Origin of the sequence: Streptomyces anulatus (assembly GCF_014650675.1) — a bacterium.
Lineage (GTDB): Bacteria > Actinomycetota > Actinomycetes > Streptomycetales > Streptomycetaceae > Streptomyces > Streptomyces anulatus.
The window spans coordinates 109,851-129,145 of sequence record NZ_BMVK01000022.1 but is presented as its reverse complement, the minus strand read 5'-3'; the positions used below and the strand labels follow the sequence as shown (position 1 = coordinate 129,145).

Below are 19,295 nucleotides of genomic sequence, written 5' to 3'. Positions count from 1 at the left end.
ACGGCGATGTTGCCGTCGTTAGTGTGGACGATGAGGTCGGCCTTGTTGTCGCCGGTGACGTCCGCGAAGTAGAGCCGGCCCAGGTCGGTGCCGGTGACGAAGCGGCCCCAGCCCGAGGACATCACGGTTCCCGGCCCGAAGCTGGTCCCGAGATTCCGGTGGACGACGACGGAGCCGTCGATGCGCTGCAGGACGAGATCGTCCTTGCCGTCGCCGTCGATGTCCGCGGGCGTGACCTTCTCACGCGCCACGACCTCCTTCACCCAGCCCGCCAGGTCGTCGACGCGGGTGTCCACGGCCCCGGTGCGGGTTTCGGCGGGGTCGACCCCGAGGCAGCCGCCCTGCCAGGAACGGGAGGTGACGCTCACGAGCTGCGGGCTGCCGTCCACGGTCCTGAGGGCGGGCCCTCCGGCGTCCCCCTGGCACACCGTCGCGGTATCGGACCCGTTGAGGTTCACCGTCGTGTCGGTGCGGGACGCGACGGTGAACGTGCCCGCGTGCAGCTTGGTGGGCACCCACTCGGTCCGTGTCCGCCCGAACCCGGCCTTCGTCAGCTGCTCGCCGTCCGCGGCGGGGGTGGAAGCCAGCGGTACGGGCGTGATGGCCGGACCGGTGATCCGCTCACTGAGCCGGACCAGGACGAGGTCGCGCTCCGCGTGGGGAACGAGGGCGAGCGCGGACTGGACGCTGCCGCCCGTCTGCGTCAGGTCGCTCCGGCCGACCGTGACCTTCGTGGGAAGGGCGGGCTTGCCCGTGGTGGATATGCCGGCTCCGGTGAAGCACGACGCCGCGGTGAGCACCCATTGCTCGGCCACGAGCGAGCCGGTACAGGAGGTCTTGTCCCCGACGTTGATCTTCGCGACGAAGTTCAGCCCGGTCGTCGTGGGGGTGCCGACGAGGGCGTTCGCGGGTGCTGTGGTCAGCACCGCGGCGAACGCGGCCACCGCACTGGTGGCCCACAGGAAATGAGAACGTTTGGTCATAAAGGGTTCCTTGACGTTGTGGGCAGGGGCTGCGAAGAGGGCAGCGTCGCCCGATGGAGCGGGTGGCGGGTGATGAAACGGCCGTACGGACGCCCCTGGAGGCATCCGAGGAAGAGCGGGCCGGCGGCCGACGTCGCGACCCCGCGCGAGGGCGTCGGCGGATGGATACGGCTCGCACGGGCGTGGTGTCCGGCAGGGGCGGTCGTGGCGCCGGGTTCCGATGCCGGGAGGGTGCCCTCACCGACGGCAGCCGGCCGGGTGTCGCGGCGCGCGGGTCCGGCCGTGCGGCCGGGCGGCCGGAGGTGACGGAACGTCGCCGAGGCGATCCGCATCAGTGCGTCGGGCTGATCTCCCCGAGGGTGTGAGCACGCCCTCCTGGGTCGGATGACCCGCCTGCGGAGGCCGACGCGTTCGCGACCACGACGAGCCGGACGAACGTCATGGCTTCGCGTCCCTCGACCGGCGACACATCCCGCAGGGTCTGTGTGGTCATCGGCAACATGAATACTCCCCCCGACGGGCTGTCGCGAAAGTCACCGCTCGCACCCCCTGTGCGGCGAACGTGCCCCGAAAATTCGGAACACGCACATCGGCCCGGCACCGGATTGAAACCTATGAGTGCCTGGTCACGCAACCTTCACGCGGTGTGCACGAGCTCCGACGGTTCGTCAGGCGGCGTACTCCCGGCAGGCGTTCACCGGGTCGGCGAGAAGCCGGAAACATGCGCGGGTGACGGGAAACGCCTCCGGCCGCGGCGAGGGGTTCGCCGCGGCCGGAGGGTGGCCGGCCGGAGCCGGGGGAGCGGGGTCAGGCGGCCGCCCGGCCGCGCCGCTCCGTGTGTTCCCGGACCAGCTCCGCGTACCGGCGGCCGCTGCTCTTGACCGTACGGCGCTGGGTCGCGTAGTCCACGTGGACCAGGCCGAACCGCTTGTCGTAGCCGTACGCCCACTCGAAGTTGTCCATCAGCGACCAGGCGAAGTATCCGGCCAGCGGGGCTCCCTTGTCGACCGCGCGGGCGCAGGCGGCGAGGTGCTCCTCCAAGTACCGGACGCGCTCCGGGTCGTGCACCGAACCGTCCGCCGCGACGACGTCCTCGTACGCCGAGCCGTTCTCGGTGACGTAGATCCGCTGGACGCCGTACTCCCCGGTCAGGCGCAGCAACAGCTGCTCCAGGCCCTCCGCGTGGACCTCCCAGTCCATGTGCGTGAGCCGCGCGCCGGGGACGGAGACCTGCTTGGCGTGGGGTGCGGTTCCGTCGGGGTCGGCGGTGACGACCTGCCGGAAGTAGTAGTTCAATCCCAGCCAGTCGAGCGGTGCGGCGATCGTCTCCAGGTCGCCCGGCCGGACCGGGAGTTCGACCCCGTACTCCTCCACCATGTCCTGCGGGTAGCCGCGGCCCAGGATCGGGTCCAGCCACCAGCGGTTGATGTGGCCGTCGGCGCGGCGGGCGGCGGCGAGGTCGGCCTCGCCCGTGCTCGCCGGCTCGATCGGACTGAGGTTGTTGACGATGCCGACCCGGGCGTCCGACGAGGCCGCCCGGATCGCCCGTACGGCCAGGCCATGGCCCAGGTGCAGGTGGTAGGAGGCCCGCACGGCGGCGGTCAGGTCGGTGAGGCCCGGCGCCATCCGGCCCTCCAGGTGCCCGATCCAGGCCGAGCACAGCGGCTCGTTGAGCGTCGCCCAGTCCTTCACCCGGTCGCCGAGGCGCTCCACCACGTGGGAGGTGTACGCGGCGAAGTGCTCCGAGGTCTCCCGTACGGTCCAGCCGCCCCGGTCCTGGAGCGTCTGCGGCAGGTCCCAGTGGTAGAGCGTGGCGAACGGGGTGACGCCCGCCTCCAGGAGGCCGTCCACGAGCCGGTCGTAGAAGTCCAGGCCCGCCTTGTTGACCGGTCCGTCGCCGCCGGGCACGACCCTCGGCCAGGCGACCGAGAAGCGGTAGGCGTCCGCGCCGAGCTGCTTGATCAGGCCGATGTCCTCGGGGACCCGGTGGTAGTGGTCGCAGGCCACGTCACCCGTGTCGCCCCCGTCGATGGTGCCGGGGGTGTGCGAGAACGTGTCCCAGATCGAGGGGGAGCGGCCGTCCTCGGCCACGGCTCCCTCGATCTGGTACGCGGCGGTGGCGACGCCCCAGGTGAAGTCCGCCGGGAGGGCGTTGAGGTCGGACACGTGCTGCCTTTCCGTGGGGGACGCAGGGTGGTGTTCGCCGGTGGGGCTCACTTCACGGCTCCCGCGGTGAGACCGGCGACCAGGTAGCGCTGGAGGAGCAGGAACCCGACGACGATCGGGACGCTGACGACGAGGGACGCGGCCATGACCTGGTTCCAGTACACGTCGTTCTGCGTGGCGTAGCCCTGGAGGCCGACGGAGAGGGTCCGGGTGGCGTCGTTCGTCATGACGGAGGCGAAGAGCACTTCGCCCCAGGCCGTCATGAAGGAGTAGACGGACACGGCGACGATCCCGGGCACGGCGGCCGGCACGACGACCTGGAAGAGCGCGCGGACGGGGCCGCAGCCGTCGACCAGAGCGGCCTCGTCGAGGTCCCGGGGGATGGAGTCGAAGTACCCGATCAGCATCCAGATGGAGAACGGCAGCGAGAACGTCAGGTACGTGAGGATGAGCCCGCCGCGCGAGCCGTACAGGGCGACGCCGGTGCTGTTGCCGATGTTGACGAAGATGAGGAACAGCGGGAGCAGGAAGAGAATCCCCGGGAACATCTGCGTGGACAGCACCGTGACGGTGAAGACCCGCTTGCCCCGGAACCGGTAGCGGCTCACCGCGTAGGCGGAGAACACCGCGATCGTCACCGACAGCACCGTCGCCGAGCCCGCCACGATCAGCGAGTTGACGAAGTACTTGGCGAGCGGAACGGTCTCCCAGATGTCGAAGTACGGCCGGATCGTCAGCGTGGACGGAATCCACTGGAACTTCCCCGACACGTCCTGGAGCGGCTTCAGCGAGCTGCTGACCATCACGTAGACGGGCAACAGGACGAAGCCGGCGAGCAGGGTCAGGACGATGCGGCGGGTCCAGAGGAAGGACTGCGGTGCGGCCATCGGCGAGCGGGCCCGCGACCGGGCGGCGCGGGTCGGCCGGGTGAGGCTAGACATCGGAGCCCTTCCTTCCGCGCGAGGTGAGGAACAGGTAGACGGCCGTCACGACCAGCAGCAAGAGCAGCAGCAGGACCGACATCGCGGATCCGGTGCCGAAGTTCCAGGTGACGAACGACGACTGGTAGATGTGGATCGAGATCAGGTCCGCGCTCTCCGGGGCCGATTTCCCGAACAGGACGTACGGGGTGTTGAAGTCGTTGAACGTCCACAGGAAGAGCACGAGGACCAGGACCTGGTTGACCGGGCGCAGCGAGGGCAGCGTGATCCGGCGGATCTGCTGCCAGATGCCGGCGCCGTCGATCGAGGCGGCCTCGTACAGCTCGCGCGGGATGTTCTGGAGCCCGGCCATCAGCATGAGGAAGGCGAACGGCCAGCCCTTCCACACCGAGACGATGATCAGGGTGTAGATGCTGTTGTCGCCGATCAGCCAGAACGACGGCTCGTCGGTGATGCCGAGCTGGTCGTGCAGCACGTGGTTGATCAGCCCGTTGTCCCGCTGGAACATGAACGCCCAGGTGATGACGGCCGCGTAGACCGGCAGGGCGTACGGGACGAGGAAGACGGCGCGGAGGAAGCCCCGGCCGCGGAAGTTCTCCTGGAGCAGGATCGCCGCGGTGACGCCGAAGAGCCAGGCGAGCCCGACCGAGAAGAACGTGAAGACGCAGGTGACGAGGAACGAGTGGAGCAGGGCCTCACCGATCGGCGCGTCGAAGTCGACGGCGATGCTGTAGTTGTCGAGGCCGGTCCAGGGCGCCGCGCCCCAGTTGTTGATGAAGAACTGTGTGAGCTGCCGGAAGCTCATCACGATCCCGATGACCATCGGGATGATGTGGATGAGGAGTTCGAGCAGGACGGCGGGCAGGAGCAGGAGATAGGGCAGTCCGCCTTGGCGGATCCGGTCGGGGATGCGCGGCAGTCTCCTGCGCGCACCCCCGGTGCCCCGGCTCGTACCCGTGCCGGTCGACTTGTCGACCTCGGGGTCCGTGGTGACGGTGGCGGTCATGGATCAGGGCCTCACTGCTGCATCGTCTGCTGGGCCTTTTCCAGGCGCGCCTTGACGGATTCCTCGGTCACGGGGCGTCCGGCCGCGGCGTCCGCCCACAGCTCCTTGACGGCCGTTCCCACGGCCGTCTCGAACTGCGACTCGTTCGGGACCTGGGGGAGCGGTGCGGCGCTGCTGGCGAGGGTGTCGCGCAGGACCTTGAGGTCGGGGGCCCCGAAGGCGGCATCGGCCTGTGCGGCCTTGACCGGCGGGATCGAGCCGTAGGTCTTGTTGAGCAGCTTCTGCTCGGCGTCGCTCGTCATGAACTTCACGAACTTCTTCGCGCCGTCGATGTTCTTGGTGTTCTTGAAGACGGCCATGTTGATGCCCGCGACCATGGAGTTGGTCTGCTTGCCCGCACCCGGTACGCCCGAGGGGACCGGCACCGGGGCCGCGCCCCAGTCCTCGGGCTTCATGCCCTGGGCGGCGAAGGTGGAGGCGGCGGCCTGCCACAGCACCATGGCGGTCTTGCCCTTGGCGAAGTCGGTGAGCGACTGGTTCTGGGCGTACTCCGCGTTGCCCGGAGCGATGATCTTGTCCTTGGCCATGAAGTCGATGTACTGCTTCACCGCCGCGACCGCACCGTCGGAGGTGAAGGTCGCCTTGCCGTCCTTGTCGAAGAAGTCGGCGCCGTGCTGCTGGCCCAGGACGAAGGTCTGGTGGATGTTGTTGGAGAGGTTGCCGCCCTCGGCGCCCAGCCCCCACTTGCCGTCCTTGGATATCTTCTTGCCGGCCGCGACCAGCTCGTCCCAGGTGGCCGGGGGCTTCTCGACGCCCGCCTCGGCGAACATCTTCTTGTTGTAGTAGAGGGCGTACGCCAGTGAGTACAGCGGCACCGCGGCGGGCGGCTCGCCCGCCTTGCCGGCCGAGGCGACCGCCGAGTCGACGAAGCGGTCCCGGCCGCCGATCGCCTCGAAGTTCTTCTCGTCCCACGGCAGGAGCGCGCCGGTCGCCTGGAGCGAGGCCGACCAGGTGTTGCCGATGTTCAGCACGTCCGGGCCCTGGCCGGAGCTGGTGGCGGCGAGGATCCGGTTCAGCAGGTCGGCCCACGGCACGACCTCCAGCTTCACCTTGATCCCGGTCTCCTTCTCGAACTTCTTCAGCTCGGGAGTGAGGATCTCCTTGTCGGCCTCGATGCTGGGGCCCTGGTTGGACGCCCAGTAGGTGAGGGTCTTCGGTGACTCGTTGCTGCCGCCCGAGGTGGTCCCGCCGCCACAGCCGGTGGCGGCTGCGGCGATGGCGAGGGCGAGGGTGGCGGCGCTTGCGGCTCTGACGTGACGCATGTGAGGTGGCCCCTTTCCGGGGATGGCTGCGTTCGGGAACCGAACGGCCTCCATGACTTAATTTATGCCGTGATTTAAGAGGTGAGAGAAGGTCGCGTCAAGGCCTGGGACCGGGGTATGTTCCTCGACGGGAAGGAGCAACATGGCCGAGCGCAACAGACGGACCGTGCGTGACCTGCGAAGGGGCAATCGGGCGAGGGTATTGCAACGGTTGTATTTCGACGGCCCGCTGAGCCGCCAGGAGCTCGGACCGGTCACGGGGCTGAGTTCGGGTTCTATCAGCAACGTCGTTGCGGAACTCTCCGCCGAGGGCCTGCTGGAGGAGGCCGGGATCGTCGACTCGGACGGCGGCCGCCCCCGTACGCTGCTGCGCGTCGCCCCGGACGGCGGGCTGCTCGTCGGCATCGACATCGGCGAGACCCGGGTCCGCGTCGAGCTGTTCGACCTCTCCCTGACCGAACTGGCCCGCACCGAACGGCTGCTGGCCCAGCACGGTTACGACGTCGACCGCATCGTCGCCCACGTTCGCACCGGCGTCGCGGACGTGCTGCGCGACGCGGGAGCCGACCCGCGCCGGCTGCTCGGCATCGGCATCGGGGTCCCCGGCATCATCGAGCGTGACGGCCCCGAAGGGCCCGACGGCTCCCGGAGCGCGGTGGTGCACGGCCAGACCATCGGCTGGCGCGCGGTCCCCTTCGAGCAGTTGCTGCGCGAGGCGGTCGACGTGCCGCCCGAGGTGCCGCTCTTCATCGACAACGGCGCCAAGACGCTCGGCCAGGCCGAGATGTGGTTCGGCGGCGGCCGGGGCGCGGGCGCCGCCGCCATCGCTCTCATCGGCTCGGGCGTGGGCGCCTGCGTCGACCACGGCGGCATCCTCGACGAGGACCGCACGAGCCTCGCGCTCGAATGGGGCCACACCACCGTCCAGTTGCGCGGCCGCCGGTGCCGCTGCGGCTCCATCGGCTGCCTGGAGGCGTACGCGGGCGCGGAGGCCCTGCGTGAACGCTGGCGCGAGGCAGGCGGCCCGCTGCCCGAGGACGCCGACGACGAGACGGCGCTCGCTGCCCTGCTCGCCGCCGCGTACCCGGGCCGCCGAGGCCCCGCCCCGGACCCGGTGGCGCTCTCACTGCTCGACGAGACGGCCGAATGCCTCGGCGCGGCGCTCGCCGACCTGATCAATCTCTTCCTGCCCGAGCGGATTCTGATCGGTGGCTGGGCGGGCCTGCTCATCGGCCCCCGCCTGCTGCCCGATATCCGCAGGTACGCGAACGCGTACGCCCTGCGCCACGCGGCGGCCCGCACCACCATCGAGATGGGCCGCCTCGGCCCGGACGCGGTCACCGTGGGCGCGGCGACGCTCCCGCTCGCCGACTTCCTCACCCGGGGCGGCAGCCGCCCCGGGGCGGGCGGCGCCGGCACGCCGCCCCGTACGGCTGTCCAGGCGGTCCGGGAACGTCACCGCACCCCGATGAACTGAGAGGGCACACCTGGGTGAGGTCGAGGTCTGGGGCTGCGGCGAGGTCGGGGGCGGAATGCGGATGCCTGTGAAGGCGCCAGCCGGTCGGGCCGGGGCCGGGGGACCGGGCCGGACCCCCGGCGCGGGGGCGGCCGCTTCCGCTCAGCGCCGGCCGCCGCCTCCGGTCGTGCCGGTGCCGCCCGTGCCGCTCCCGCCCGTCATGGGGGCGGCGCAGCCCGTGCAGGGGCCGGTGCCCTGCCGGAGGTACCGGTGCTGGTTCGCCAGATCGACCGCGGGGGCCAGCGAGGAGTCCTCTGCGGGAATGCCGATGCCGAACCGCCCGTAGAAGGTGAGCAGGCCCGCGTCGGACCGTTCGACCGCCGCCGCGGTGCGCTCGTAGGCCACCGCCGTCAGGCGGCGGACGTCGATGCGCACGAGCCGGCCGCCCTCGGGCGGAGGTTGCCCGATGCCCTCGCCCCAGCGGTGGAAGACCGTCTTCACCGGGCCGTCCTCCACCAGCCCGCCGAGATACTCCTTGACCAGCTGTACGGCCTGGTTGTCGCCCAGGTCGAGGGTGTCCAGGGTGCGGGTGACCGCGAGCGAGGCGAGCTCGGCGAACCGGTCGGTCCGCTCCTCCCGCTCCGCGCGCTGCTGCTGGGTCTCGTCGAGCCTCCCGAGGCGCGCGTCGAGGTCGTCCCCTTCCGGGGCCGGGGCCGGGGCCGGGGCGGGCTCGGAAGCCGGAGTGCCGACGTCCAGCGTCCCGGCCTGGAAGCGGCCGGCCTGCCGGGCGATGTCGAGTGCCGTCCGGTTCACGGGCTCGCCGTCCGGCGAAGGAGCGATCCGGTGCGCGGCGATGATCACGTCGCCGATCCGCGTGGCGGCCCGGGGGTGCAGCACGACCTGCCGGTGGATCTCCTGGTACGCGGCCGCCGCGCCCTCGGCGTACTCCCGGCGCTGCACCTCCAGTGCGTACCGCTCGTCCACGGGCCGCTTCCACACGCCTTCGGACACGGGAGCCACGACGACGAGGAAGATCAGCGCGACCATGATGCCGATATTGATCCCGGAGAAGGAGCGCTGGACGAAGTTGGCGGTGAGGCCCAACGGCAGCCGGGACTCGCCGAACCGCGCCGGACGCAGCCGTCTGACCCGCGCGACGAGAGCGGGCCGGGCCAGGAGGAGGTAACTGCCGATGGCCAGCACCGCGTAGGCCGCCATCCAGTACAGCCAGTGCACCTCGGTCAGCCCCTGTACCTTCTCGACCACCTCCAGCACCACGGTCACCTGGGGCGGGGTGAACGACAGGACGTTGGCCAGCCAGACCATGAGCAGTGTCAGCACCAGCCCGAGTTCCACGGACAGGACGACGTCGGCCGCCGCCTGCACGGTCCGTCGCGGTGAGTCCTTCATCCACCGCCAGCCGCGCCAGGAGAGCCAGAGTGCGAGCGGGAAGAAGAGCCCGGCGGCAGGCGCGACGGTCAGGACGTCGCCGGAGACCACCTGCTGACAGGCGAGCGCGACCAGGAGAACCCCAGGGAGGTCGGGAAGGTGCCGGACCACCGCGCGATCCGAACGTGCGCATCGCGCCACCGCGAGCAGCAGGGCCGAGCCGCCGAAGAACAGCAGCGCCACCAGAGGGACCAGCCGGGACGGAAAGGCGCGGAAGAGGAGGAAGAGCAGGGCCGCGGGCCCGACGACGATGCACAGCGCCAGACCGGCAGCGGCGATGTACCGGCGGTGCCGGAACCAACGGATCGCGGATTCGACGAGGATCTCGCCCCCGACCTTCGACACGACCGTGATGGCTGTCACGACGAGCAGACCGGCCAGCAATCCACCGATTCCCCCGAGGACCGCCCTGACGACGGCGAGGAGCGCGGCCCCCAGCCCGTCGATCTCCTCCCGGGTGCCGAGCCGCCAGGCCGCCCACAGGCCGATCCCGTAGGTGAGGTACTGGGTCAGGAGGTCCAGCAGCTCGTCATCACGGGCAGCCGGAGCGGGGCGGGCCGGAACCCGCGCGTCCGCAGCCCGCGCGTCCGGAGCCCGCGCGTCCGGGGGCGGTGTGTCCGGACCGGGTGCGTCCGGTGTCGGTGCGTCCGGTGTCGTCGGTGTCTCCGGAGCGGGTGGTTCCGGAGCGGGTGGTGCGTCCGTCGCCGGCGGGGCCGGAACGGGCGTGGGCCGCAGCGCGTGTCGGTGCAGCCGATGGGCGAGGTCGAGGAACATCTCCAGGTTGGGTATCCGGTACCGGTACCTCATGAAGTGCGTCGGGAAGTCGTTGCCGCGGGAGGAGACCATGAGGAGTCCCTCGGGGGAGAGTTCGAGCGAACGGACGTCCTCCCAGGTCGTGAAGTCGTCCCGGCCGTGTCTGCGCCGTACGGTCAGTCCGTCCCGGCTCAGCACGAGATCCCCGAAAGCGGCTTCACCGCCGTCGAGAGCCGTGGCGGTGGCCGGGGCCAGCTGCGCGTTCCGGACGCCGTGCAGGATCGCCGGGTACCACTCCTCGTCCTGGAGGACCTGGGCGCCCCGGATCACCGTGCGGGTGCGCAGGCCCTTGATCCTCTCCCCGCCGAGCGCGGGTCTGCGGTCCGTCCGCCCCAGCGTGACGACCGTGCCCTCGGGGGTGGACAGTTTGAAGCGGTCCCAGCCGTCCGTGAAGACCGCCGTCGACTGCCAGGGGTAGAGCACTTCCCGGCCGCCGGCGGTGACCGCGACGAGCCCCTCCTCGTAATGGCGGAACTCCACCCTCGTATGGCGTCGGTACCAGAGCACCCGTACGGCGAAGGGCCCCAGCAACGCGAGCCCGCCGAGCACCACGGGTGCGAGGTCCCAGCCCCGGCCGACGACCGCACCGATGAGGAGGGCCAGGAGGTAGGTGAGGGCCGCGAAGGGGGTGAGGAACAGCAGGAGCGACGCGTACGCGGAGGGCTTCCTGCGCATCGTCCGGTAGGTACGGTGATAGGCGCCCAGCTCCGGGTGCTCCGGTGGCTCAGGCTGTTCCGGGCGCTCAGGTGGTTCCGGGTGCGCGGGTTGTTCTGGTGGTTCCGGTGGTTCCGGGTGCGCGGATCGCTCCGGTGGTTCCGGATGTTCCGCGTCGTTCTCCGCGCCCATGAGCTCACCCGTCCCGCGGCGTGACCCGCGCAACTCCTCTACCACGGCGACCGGTTGACCAGGCCGGTCGGCACGTTAGCACCCCGCCGCGCGCGCGGGTGAGCGCGGAGGGTGTGCACGTCCTAGGCCGATCCCCGTACCACCAGCTCCGGTTCGAAGATCACGGAGGTCACCGGGCCGTCCGGGCGGGCCAGCCGGTCCAGCAGCAGGCGCGTCATCTCGGCGGCCATCCCCTCCACCGGCTGGCGGACCGTGGTCAGCGGCGGGCGGCAGGCCAGGGCCGCGCTGCTGTCGTCGAAGCCCACCACCGCCACGTCCCCCGGGATCGAGCGGCCGTGCTCCCGCAGGACGTGGCAGGCGCCCAGGGCCATCAGGTCGTTGGCGGCGAAGACCCCGTCCAGGTCCGGGTGTTCCGCCAGCAGCCGCTCCATCGCCGACTCACCGCTCTCCTGGGTGAACTGCCCCTCGGCGATGGGGATGTACGGGTGTCCGTGGCGCGCCATGGTGTCCCGGAAGCCCGTCAGGCGGGCCTCGCCCGCCGGTACGTCCAGTGGGCCGCTGATCGTCGTGATCCGGCGGCAGCCCCGGCCCAGGAGGTGTTCGGCCGCCAGCCGGGCCCCGTCCTGGTGCGCGAGGTCGACATAGCTGACCGGGACCGGCCGGGCGGGGCGTGCGAACAGGACGGCCGCCAGGCCCGCGTCCGCGATCAGGCCGGGCAGCGGGTCCTCGGCATGCGTCGAGACGACCAGGGCCCCGTCCGCGCTGCCCTGTCGCAGGTACGCCACCACCTCCTCGCGCGCCCGTGAGGTCTCCGCGAACATCAGCACCGGGTGCATCCCGCGCGGACGCAGGTAGTCGACCACCCCGGTCACCACCCGGCCGAAGAACGGGTCGGCGAACACCTGCGCGGTGAACGAGCCCGAGCCCCCGCTGCCCCCGCCCTCCTCGCCCGACGCTCCGGTGCCGGAATCCCCCCGGGCCGCCTCCGGCCCGACACCCGCGCCCGACACCACCAGGGCGATGGCGTCGGCCCGCCGGGTCACCAGGGACCTGGCCGCCCGGTTGGGGGTGTAGCCCGTCACGGAGACCGCCTGCCGCACGGCCTCCTGGATCGCCGGGTCCACATTGCGCACCCCGTTGACGACCCGGGAGACGGTGGCGCGCGAGACGCCGGCCGCCCGCGCCACGTCCTCCAGGGTGGGTGCTCCGGCCGACCGCTGATCATCCGTCATGAGCGCCTTTATAGCACTGACGGAGAGCGCTCTCCATGGGCTCTGGGCCAGTGAACCGCCCGTCGCGTCGATCCAGTGGCCCGTGACCGCGCGACGCGGCGTCGCGCGGATGCTGCGCGAGGCAGCGGCTGCTTACACGATCGGTGGGGATCGGAATCCGGCCACGGACCGGCCGAGTATCACGTTTTGCTTGTGATCAGTCACCGTGCGGACCTACGTTGCCCCTTGCGAGATGACCCGAAGTCAGTGGGGGAGCCACGTATGGCCGCGAACGGACGGCACCGCAGATACCAGCCGAGCCGGATCAACCGTGCCTCGCTCACGGTGACGGCGGGCGGCGCGGGTCTCGCGCTTCCGCTCATCACCGCGGCGTCGGCGGGAGCCGCACCGGTCGAGGTCTGGGAGAAGGTCGCCGCCTGCGAGTCCAGCGGCAATTGGGCCGTCAACACGGGCAACGGCTATTACGGCGGCCTGCAGTTCAGCGGCTCCACCTGGGCGGCCTTCGGCGGCACGCAGTACGCGCCGCGCGCCGACCTCGCCACCCGGGACCAGCAGATCGCCGTCGCCGAGAAGGTGCTGGACGGCCAGGGCCCCGGCGCCTGGCCCACCTGTTCCGTGCGGGCGGGGCTCACCCGGGGCGGGGACGCGCCCGGGACCGCCCCGGAGGCGGAGACCGACACGCAGAGCGCGGGAACCCGGCCCGTCCGGGCCGCGGCGCCGCAGAGCGCACCGCCCCGGCAGCCGCGGACCCTTCCCGCCGAGGCGACGCCCACCCATGTGCCGGGCAAGCGCGACTCGTACACCGTCGCGAGCGGCGACTCCCTCTCCGGGATCGCGTCCGCCCAGCGGGTACCCGGCGGCTGGCAGGGCCTCTACGCGGCCAACCGCACCGTCGTCGGGGGCGACCCGGACCTGATCTTCCCCGGGCAGCGGCTGAGCCTCGACCGGAGCCGGGCGCCGAAGGCGGGGGAGGGGAAGAGCTCCGGACAGCCCGCGCGGAAGACCGCTCCGAAGCCCCCGGCGGCGACGCCCGAGGCGAAGAAGGCGGATCAGCGCACGGCAGAGCCCAAGAAGGAAGCGCCCGCGCAGGCCGCACCGAAGAAGGAAGCCCCGCAACAGCGCGCCCCCGAGAAGACGGCCCCGAAGCAGCAGGCGCCCAAGAAGGAAGCGCCCAAGAGGGAAGCCCCGAAGAAGGAGGCGCCGAAGAAGGCCGCTCCGCAGAGGGAGAGGCCCGCTCCGGAGCGGGCCGTGAAGCACTCCGGTTTCAGCGCCCCGGTATCGGCGGGCACCGGCACTCCCTACCGGCAGGCCGGCGGCTGGTCCAGCGGCTATCACACCGGGGTCGACTTCCCCGTGCCCACCGGGACATCGGTGAAGGCGGTGGCTTCGGGACGCGTCGTCTCGGCCGGCTGGGCCGGTGCGTACGGCTACGAGGTCGTCATCCGGCACAGCGACGGCAAGTACAGCCAGTACGCCCATCTCTCCGCGCTCCACGTGCGCGCGGGGCAGTCGGTCTCCGGTGGGCAGCGCATCGCCCGCTCCGGCTCCACGGGCAACAGCACAGGCCCGCACCTGCACTTCGAGATCCGTACCGGCCCCGGCTACGGCTCGGACGTCGACCCGCTCGCCTACCTCCGGGCAGGCGGCGTCAGGGTCTGAACCGTCCGCTCGGAGCGTGAGCGCCGCAGAGTGGCTCCGCCGCGCCGGCGCTGCTCCGCGAGCGGGCCCGGCGCGCCGAACTCCACCTGCGGCACCGCCTGTCCCGGCGGCAGGGGCGACGACGTGTGCGCCGCGGGCAGCCGCCCCGACGCGGGTTCCGGCACGACCGATGACGGTGAGGGGCGTCCGTCCTCGCGCCCCTCCGATCCGGGGACCGCGTCCATCGGACCGGACCCGGCGGCCGGGTCCGCACGCCGTGTGCCGGGCTTCCCCGCCCCGGCGTCCGTACGCGGCTCCTGGGCGTGCTCCGTGCTGAGCCGCTCCCGCGTCAGCATGATCAGGCCGCCGGCGGCCAGCGCCCCGCAGGAGAGGGCCAGGACAGTGCCCGGGACGCCGTGGCGGAAGTGCTCGCCGAACAGCGTGATGCCGATCGCGGCGGCCACCACCGGGTTGACCACCGTCACCGTAGCGAGCGGAGCCGTGAGTCCCGCGCCCCGGTAGGCGGCCTGGGACAGGAACAGGCCCGCCGCCGCCAGCCCGGCGATCGCCAGCAGCGGCAGTGCACCCGAGCGCAGCGAACCGGACGTCCACTCCACGGCCACGGTCTTGGTGAACACCGAGGCCATGCCGAACGCCGCACCCGCGCCCGTGGCCAGGACGATGCTGCGCAGGACCGGCCGGCGCAGCGTACGGGCGAGCACGACGAGCGCGCCGACGGCCCCGAACGTCACCGAGGCCAACAGCACCTGCTCGGGACCGTTGAGGGTGTGCGGCTCGGCGTTCCCCGTGAGCGCCAGCAGTCCGCCGAGTCCGGCCGTCGCCATCAGGGCGCCGCGCCAGGCCGTCGCCCCCGCCCTCCGCCCGACGAACAGGGCCGCCATCGGCAGGGCGAAGACGATCGTCAGCGCGCCGAGCGGCTGGACCAGGCTGAGCGGGCCGTAGGCGAGCGCCACCACGTGCAGGACCGCGCCGGTCCCGTTGAGGAGGACGGCGACCCACCACACGCCGTTGCGCAACAGGGCATGCCAAGAGTTGTCACCGGTCGCGGCCACGCGCTCCTGGATGATCGCTCCGGCCGCGTAGGCGACCGCGGAGACCAGTGACAGCAGCACGGACAACGCAAGGGAACTCATGTACACCACGATGTCCCGTCCGGGGCCCCACGTCGTCGTCCTTGAGACTGCACTTCGGCCTACTGCCCCAGTAGTACGCCCGACGGACCGACGTCCTCCTCCCGACGGTAGTCCTCTCGCCCCCAGCCGTCAGAAGTTGCCGCCCGGCGGATACGGTGAGCCGCGAGGACGGCACCGTCGGTGTCCGTACGGCCGGTCATGGGAGCGGGCCCGGAGGCGGGCGGGGAACCGAGGGGGAGCAGGGCATGGACCTGGTGCTACTGGCGTCGGTCGGGGGATTCTTCGCGCTGCGGACCACTCCGGTGCCCGGCGGTGGACACCGTCCACTGGAACAGTTGTACGCGGGGGACGGCGGTCCTCTCGCCGCGCGTGTCGACAAGGTCGCGGCACGCCTCGCGGCCCCCGAACGGAGGGTCGCCGCCTCCATCGCCCACCTCGGTCTCGCCGCCCGGCTCTGGTCCCTCGCGCTGGGCCCGGCGGCGCTCTTCGGGCGGATCCCCGCCCTGACGCCCGACGCCCTCCACTGGGACCCGTCGGCCACCTCGCCGGACGACCTGTGGCTCGCGGGGACGGCCGAGCTGCCCGGCACGGCGACCCGCATCCGTGAGGAGGTCCAGTACGGGCATCTGGACCCGCTGTCCGAGGCGTTCCGGCGCGACGGCAACATCTCCCCGCAACTGCTGCGGGGCAACGCGGGATCCGCGCTCGCCGGAGCCGTACGCGAACTCGTCGCCTTCGCGCGCGCCCACGACCGGCCGGACGTGGCCGCACGGGCCCGCGCGCTGGCGGCCGAGCTCTTCGACGACGAGGCGCTACGCCGTACCGGGGCCCCGCACGGTCCGGCGTTCCGGCGGCGCAGCTGCTGCCTGTACTGGCGCTGTCCGGGCGGCGGGCTGTGCGGGGACTGCGTGTTCGACCGGGCGCCCGGAGCGGGGGCGAAGGGGCGGTAGCCGTACCGCCGTACCCGGTCCGGGAGCGTCAGGAAGGCAGTACGGCGTCGATGGCGGCGTCCACGGACGGCAGGACGGGCAGGGCGCTGTCGAGGCCGATCATCTCGATCAGGCGGCGCATGAACGGGGACGGTGCGGCCAGTCGCAGCCGGTCGCCCAGCGCGGTGTGTCCCTGAAGGAGCACGTTCACCGTCGTCGAGTCCGCGAAGCCGACGCCGGAGAGGTCCACGACGACCGGGCCGGAGTCGTCGTCGGCCGCCGCGGTCAGGGCGAGTCCCAACGGTGCGACGCTGTCGATATCGAGGTCACCCGACACGGTGAGGACCAAAGCGCCCCGATCGTGCCGGGTGGTGATTCTGACGGCTCTGTCTTCGTTGGGCGATGAAAGCACGGAAGGCACCTCGGGCGGGTCGGAAGGGGGCGAAGAGCCGTGTCGCCGGACGGGTCGGCATGGTTCCGTCCCTGGTCGCGGCGGGGTACGGGGTAACGATAGAAGTAACAGTTGTCATTTGACAACATTCTCCATCGGGTAACAATCTGATCCTCGACGGTTGCTCGGCAGGCTGTCGACGGTGGAGAGCCGATGAACGCGGAAGCAGGAGCTGGATGAGGCTAGGCGCTGTCGGCGACATCATCGCGGAGTGGCGGGGCGGCCGTGTCCCTTTGCGGGGAAAGACGTTCCGAAGCGGCGGCGTGGAAGGCCGCGAGCCCCTCGGCGAGGGCGGCGAGGGCGGCGGGATCCATGCGCTCCAGTACGGCGTTCAGTTCGCCGGCGCGCAGGGCCCGGTACTCTTCGAGAAGGGTGCGGCCGCGCAGACTCAGCCGCAGTTCCACTTCGCGCCGACTGGTCGGACTGGGCGCCCGCAGGACGAGTCCCATCGCCTCCATCCGGTCGCAGAGCCTGCTGACGGAGGGAGCACGCGAGCCCAGGGCTTCGCCCAGCGCCCGCAGATTGGTGCCTTCCTGCTTCTCGATCACGAGCAGGGCCCGAAGCTGGGAGGGCGATACGGTTCCCGAAGCGGCCGATTCCTGGCCCCGGCCCCACAGCACCTCCAGCAGCTCCGAGGCGGCGACGGCGTCGGCGGACGCCTGTTCGCGACTGCTCGGGCGAAATCCTCGGTGGGGCATTCAGCCACTGTGTCACCCGTCAGGCCTGCTTGTCAGCCCGGCCCCGGCCCCTACCACGTCGCAGGACGAAGATTGCGCGAGAGACCGTGAACAGACGAACGGACATCGAGGCCGCGGTACGGGCCGCCGCGCCGCACGCCCTGCTGGCCACCCTGCGCACCAAGCTCAGCAGTGTCTACGGGGCCCTCGCGGTGGAGCTGCACCTCGCCGACTACGGCCTGCGGGTCCTCAAATCCCTGGACCGGCCCGACGACGAGAACGAGCCGCTTTCCCTCCACAACAGCCCCGAGGGCCGGGCGTTCGGCAGCCAGGAGCCCCGTGAACAGCAGGTCCGGCACGATGACGCCGTCGACCACCACCTGCCCGTGACCGTACGGGGCGAACGGCTCGGCATCCTCACCGTCCGGCTGCCCCAGGCCCTGTCCACCCCGGAGCTGGTCGGCGAGCTGACGCACATGGCCGACCTGCTGGGCCACGAGATCCTCGTCGCCGAACGGGACACCGACCTGTACCAGCGCGCCCGGCGCACCACCCGCCTCACCCTCGCCGCCGAGATGCAGTGGCAACTGCTGCCCGCCCGCGCCTGCACCGCCGCCGAGTTCGCGATCGGGGCCCAGCTGGAGCCCGCGTACGCCATCCACGGGGACAACTTCGACTGGGCCGCCGACGCCGACGAGCTGACCCTCGCGGTGACCAACGGCATGGGCGAGGGCATACAGGCCTCCCTCCTCACCAACCTCGCCGTCAACGCCCTCCGCAACGCCCGCCGGGCCGGCATCGGCATCGCGGACCAGGCCGCCCTCGCCGACCAGGCCCTCTACGACCAGCACCGCGGCGCGTCCCACGTCTCCACCCTGCTGCTCCGCTTCGAGCTGGCGACCGGACGGGTCGGCGTCGTCGACGCGGGATCGCCGCAGCTGTGGATACAGCGCGGCCGGGAGGTGCGCCGGATCGAGCTGGAGGCGCAGCTGCCGCTCGGCATGTTCGAGGAGTCGCAGTACACGGTCCAGGAACTCCACGTGGAGCCCGGCGACCGGCTGCTGCTGCTCAGCGACGGCGTCTACGAGGCGGTGTCCCCGCTCGGCGAGGCGTACGGGGAGCGCGCGCTGGCCCGCGCCATCCAGTCGACACGGCTTCTGCCGGCCGCCACCGTCCCGCGCGCGATGCTCGGCGAACTGGCGGAGTACCGGGGCACGGAGACGCTCGACGACGCGCTGGTGCTGTGCCTCGACTGGTTCGGCCGGCCGGAGGGCCGGAGCGTGTCCTAAGCCGTGTCGAAGGCGCGTCGGGAGGCTTCGATGTGGCCGATGTGCTCATGGGTCCAGTCGCACATCACATGGACCGTCCGGCGCAGGCCCTGCCCCGGCTCGGTCAGGGTGTACTCGACCCGCGGGGGCACGGTGGGGTGCACGCACCGCTCGACCAGCCCGTAGCGCTCCAGCATCCGCAGGTTCTGGGTGAGCATCTTGTGGCTGATGCCCTCGACCTCGCCCCGCAGCTCGGTGAAGCGGAGAGTGCCCTCGCCCAGAGCCTCGATGATCAGGAGCGCCCACTTGTTGGCGACGTCGGAGAAGATCTCCCGAGCCAACGAGTCCGCGCGCCGCAGATCCGCGTCTTCGGGCGACCCGCTGAACTGCTTGGTCACCATCAGGTTCCCCCGTCACCGAAAAGTGCGTTCTTCCATGTCAGCGGTCACTCTCCTACGGTTTCCGAGTAACCACAAGTGACCGGAAATCGGCCGGTCCGGTGGAGAAGAGGGGGCGCGGCCCCCAGGACGAGGAGGCGGGCAGGATGGCCATCACCCTGATGAACCCGAGCGGGCTGCCGGAGATCGGCGCCTACCAGCAGGTATCGGTCGCGACCGGATCGAAGCTGGTCTTCGTCGCCGGGCAGGTCGCCTGGGACGCGGAGGGCCGCACGGTCGGCGAGGGCGACCTCGCCGCGCAGGTCGAGCAGTGTTACGTGAACATCGGCACGGCCCTTGCGGCGGTCGGCGGCACCTTCGCGGACCTGGCGAAACTGACCGTGTACGTCGTGGACTGGGCGCCCGGGAAGATGCCGCTGTTCCTGGAGGGCGTCTCCCGGGCCGCCACGCGACTGGGTGGCGCTCCCGTACCGCCCGGCACGCTGGTGGGAGTCGCGGCCCTGGACATCCCCGAACACCTGGTGGAGATCGAGGCCGTCGCCGTGCTCGACGCCTGAGGGACGCCG

General features: G+C 71.5%; 16 protein-coding genes. 5 read left to right on the top strand and 11 right to left on the bottom strand.

The genetic code is table 11. The features are described 5' to 3' along the window. The 5 genes from IE272_RS35145 to IE272_RS35125 all read right to left on the bottom strand — a co-directional run. A partial coding sequence (locus IE272_RS35145; protein ID WP_190009685.1) for a trypsin-like serine protease occupies positions 1 to 983 on the bottom strand: 983 nt, incomplete at its 3' end. A gap of 807 nt (positions 984 to 1,790) precedes the next feature. Continuing rightward, on the bottom strand, positions 1,791 to 3,149 hold the full coding sequence (locus tag IE272_RS35140; RefSeq protein WP_073959437.1) for a GH1 family beta-glucosidase: 1,359 nt from the start codon (positions 3,147 to 3,149) through the stop codon (positions 1,791 to 1,793). 47 nt (positions 3,150 to 3,196) lie between these two features. Further along, positions 3,197 to 4,090, bottom strand: a complete 894-nt coding sequence (locus tag IE272_RS35135; protein ID WP_050361905.1) for a carbohydrate ABC transporter permease — start codon at positions 4,088 to 4,090, stop codon at positions 3,197 to 3,199. Next, positions 4,083 to 5,096, bottom strand: coding sequence for a carbohydrate ABC transporter permease (locus tag IE272_RS35130; protein WP_190009683.1), 1,014 nt, complete (start codon positions 5,094 to 5,096; stop codon positions 4,083 to 4,085). The genes IE272_RS35135 and IE272_RS35130 overlap by 8 nt, the downstream gene beginning before the upstream one ends. Positions 5,097 to 5,107: 11 nt before the next feature. After that, positions 5,108 to 6,418: an ABC transporter substrate-binding protein gene (locus IE272_RS35125; RefSeq protein WP_056705236.1), complete on the bottom strand. Its 1,311-nt coding sequence runs from the start codon at positions 6,416 to 6,418 to the stop codon at positions 5,108 to 5,110. A 142-nt stretch (positions 6,419 to 6,560) separates the two neighbouring features. Here IE272_RS35125 and IE272_RS35120 point away from each other — a divergent pair, with 142 nt between their 5' ends. Next, positions 6,561 to 7,895, top strand: coding sequence for an ROK family transcriptional regulator (locus tag IE272_RS35120; RefSeq protein WP_190009681.1), 1,335 nt, complete (start codon positions 6,561 to 6,563; stop codon positions 7,893 to 7,895). Between the two features lie 141 nt (positions 7,896 to 8,036). Here IE272_RS35120 and IE272_RS35115 read toward each other — a convergent pair whose 3' ends face one another. Together IE272_RS35115 and IE272_RS35110 are read right to left on the bottom strand one after the other, a co-directional pair. Then, positions 8,037 to 10,811, bottom strand: coding sequence for a hypothetical protein (locus tag IE272_RS35115; RefSeq protein WP_190009679.1), 2,775 nt, complete (start codon positions 10,809 to 10,811; stop codon positions 8,037 to 8,039). Positions 10,812 to 11,104: 293 nt separating this feature from the next. Beyond that, positions 11,105 to 12,214 carry a LacI family DNA-binding transcriptional regulator gene (locus IE272_RS35110; RefSeq protein ID WP_190009677.1) on the bottom strand — a complete coding sequence of 370 codons (1,110 nt, stop codon included), beginning with the start codon at positions 12,212 to 12,214 and terminating at the stop codon, positions 11,105 to 11,107. A 261-nt stretch (positions 12,215 to 12,475) separates the two neighbouring features. Between IE272_RS35110 and IE272_RS35105 the strand changes: the two genes are divergently transcribed. Next, positions 12,476 to 13,873: a transglycosylase family protein gene (locus IE272_RS35105; protein WP_190009675.1), complete on the top strand. Its 1,398-nt coding sequence runs from the start codon at positions 12,476 to 12,478 to the stop codon at positions 13,871 to 13,873. On the opposite strand, the gene IE272_RS35100 is transcribed toward IE272_RS35105, so the two are convergent. Beyond that, positions 13,843 to 15,006 carry a DMT family transporter gene (locus IE272_RS35100; RefSeq protein ID WP_190009673.1) on the bottom strand — a complete coding sequence of 388 codons (1,164 nt, stop codon included), beginning with the start codon at positions 15,004 to 15,006 and terminating at the stop codon, positions 13,843 to 13,845. The genes IE272_RS35105 and IE272_RS35100 overlap by 31 nt on opposite strands. A gap of 245 nt (positions 15,007 to 15,251) precedes the next feature. On the opposite strand from IE272_RS35100, the gene IE272_RS35095 reads away from it, so the two are divergent. Then, on the top strand, positions 15,252 to 15,956 hold the full coding sequence (locus IE272_RS35095; RefSeq protein WP_056705224.1) for a (2Fe-2S)-binding protein: 705 nt from the start codon (positions 15,252 to 15,254) through the stop codon (positions 15,954 to 15,956). 28 nt (positions 15,957 to 15,984) lie between these two features. Here the strand turns inward: IE272_RS35095 and IE272_RS35090 are convergent, their stop codons facing one another. Both IE272_RS35090 and IE272_RS35085 read right to left on the bottom strand, forming a co-directional pair. Then, the gene (locus tag IE272_RS35090; RefSeq protein WP_079045454.1) at positions 15,985 to 16,347 is read right to left on the bottom strand and encodes an STAS domain-containing protein; all 363 of its coding nucleotides are present in this window, start codon (positions 16,345 to 16,347) and stop codon (positions 15,985 to 15,987) included. Between the two features lie 221 nt (positions 16,348 to 16,568). Then, positions 16,569 to 17,084, bottom strand: coding sequence for a MarR family winged helix-turn-helix transcriptional regulator (locus IE272_RS35085; RefSeq protein WP_050361897.1), 516 nt, complete (start codon positions 17,082 to 17,084; stop codon positions 16,569 to 16,571). Positions 17,085 to 17,170: 86 nt separating this feature from the next. Between IE272_RS35085 and IE272_RS35080 the strand changes: the two genes are divergently transcribed. Continuing rightward, positions 17,171 to 18,352: a PP2C family protein-serine/threonine phosphatase gene (locus tag IE272_RS35080; RefSeq protein WP_050361896.1), complete on the top strand. Its 1,182-nt coding sequence runs from the start codon at positions 17,171 to 17,173 to the stop codon at positions 18,350 to 18,352. Here the strand turns inward: IE272_RS35080 and IE272_RS35075 are convergent. Then, on the bottom strand, positions 18,349 to 18,732 hold the full coding sequence (locus IE272_RS35075) for a winged helix-turn-helix transcriptional regulator (RefSeq protein ID WP_007451137.1): 384 nt from the start codon (positions 18,730 to 18,732) through the stop codon (positions 18,349 to 18,351). The two genes, IE272_RS35080 and IE272_RS35075, sit on opposite strands and share 4 nt — an antisense overlap. Positions 18,733 to 18,875: 143 nt before the next feature. Between IE272_RS35075 and IE272_RS35070 the strand changes: the two genes are divergently transcribed. After that, positions 18,876 to 19,286, top strand: coding sequence for a RidA family protein (locus IE272_RS35070; protein WP_190009671.1), 411 nt, complete (start codon positions 18,876 to 18,878; stop codon positions 19,284 to 19,286). The last annotated feature ends 9 nt before the right edge of the window (positions 19,287 to 19,295 follow it).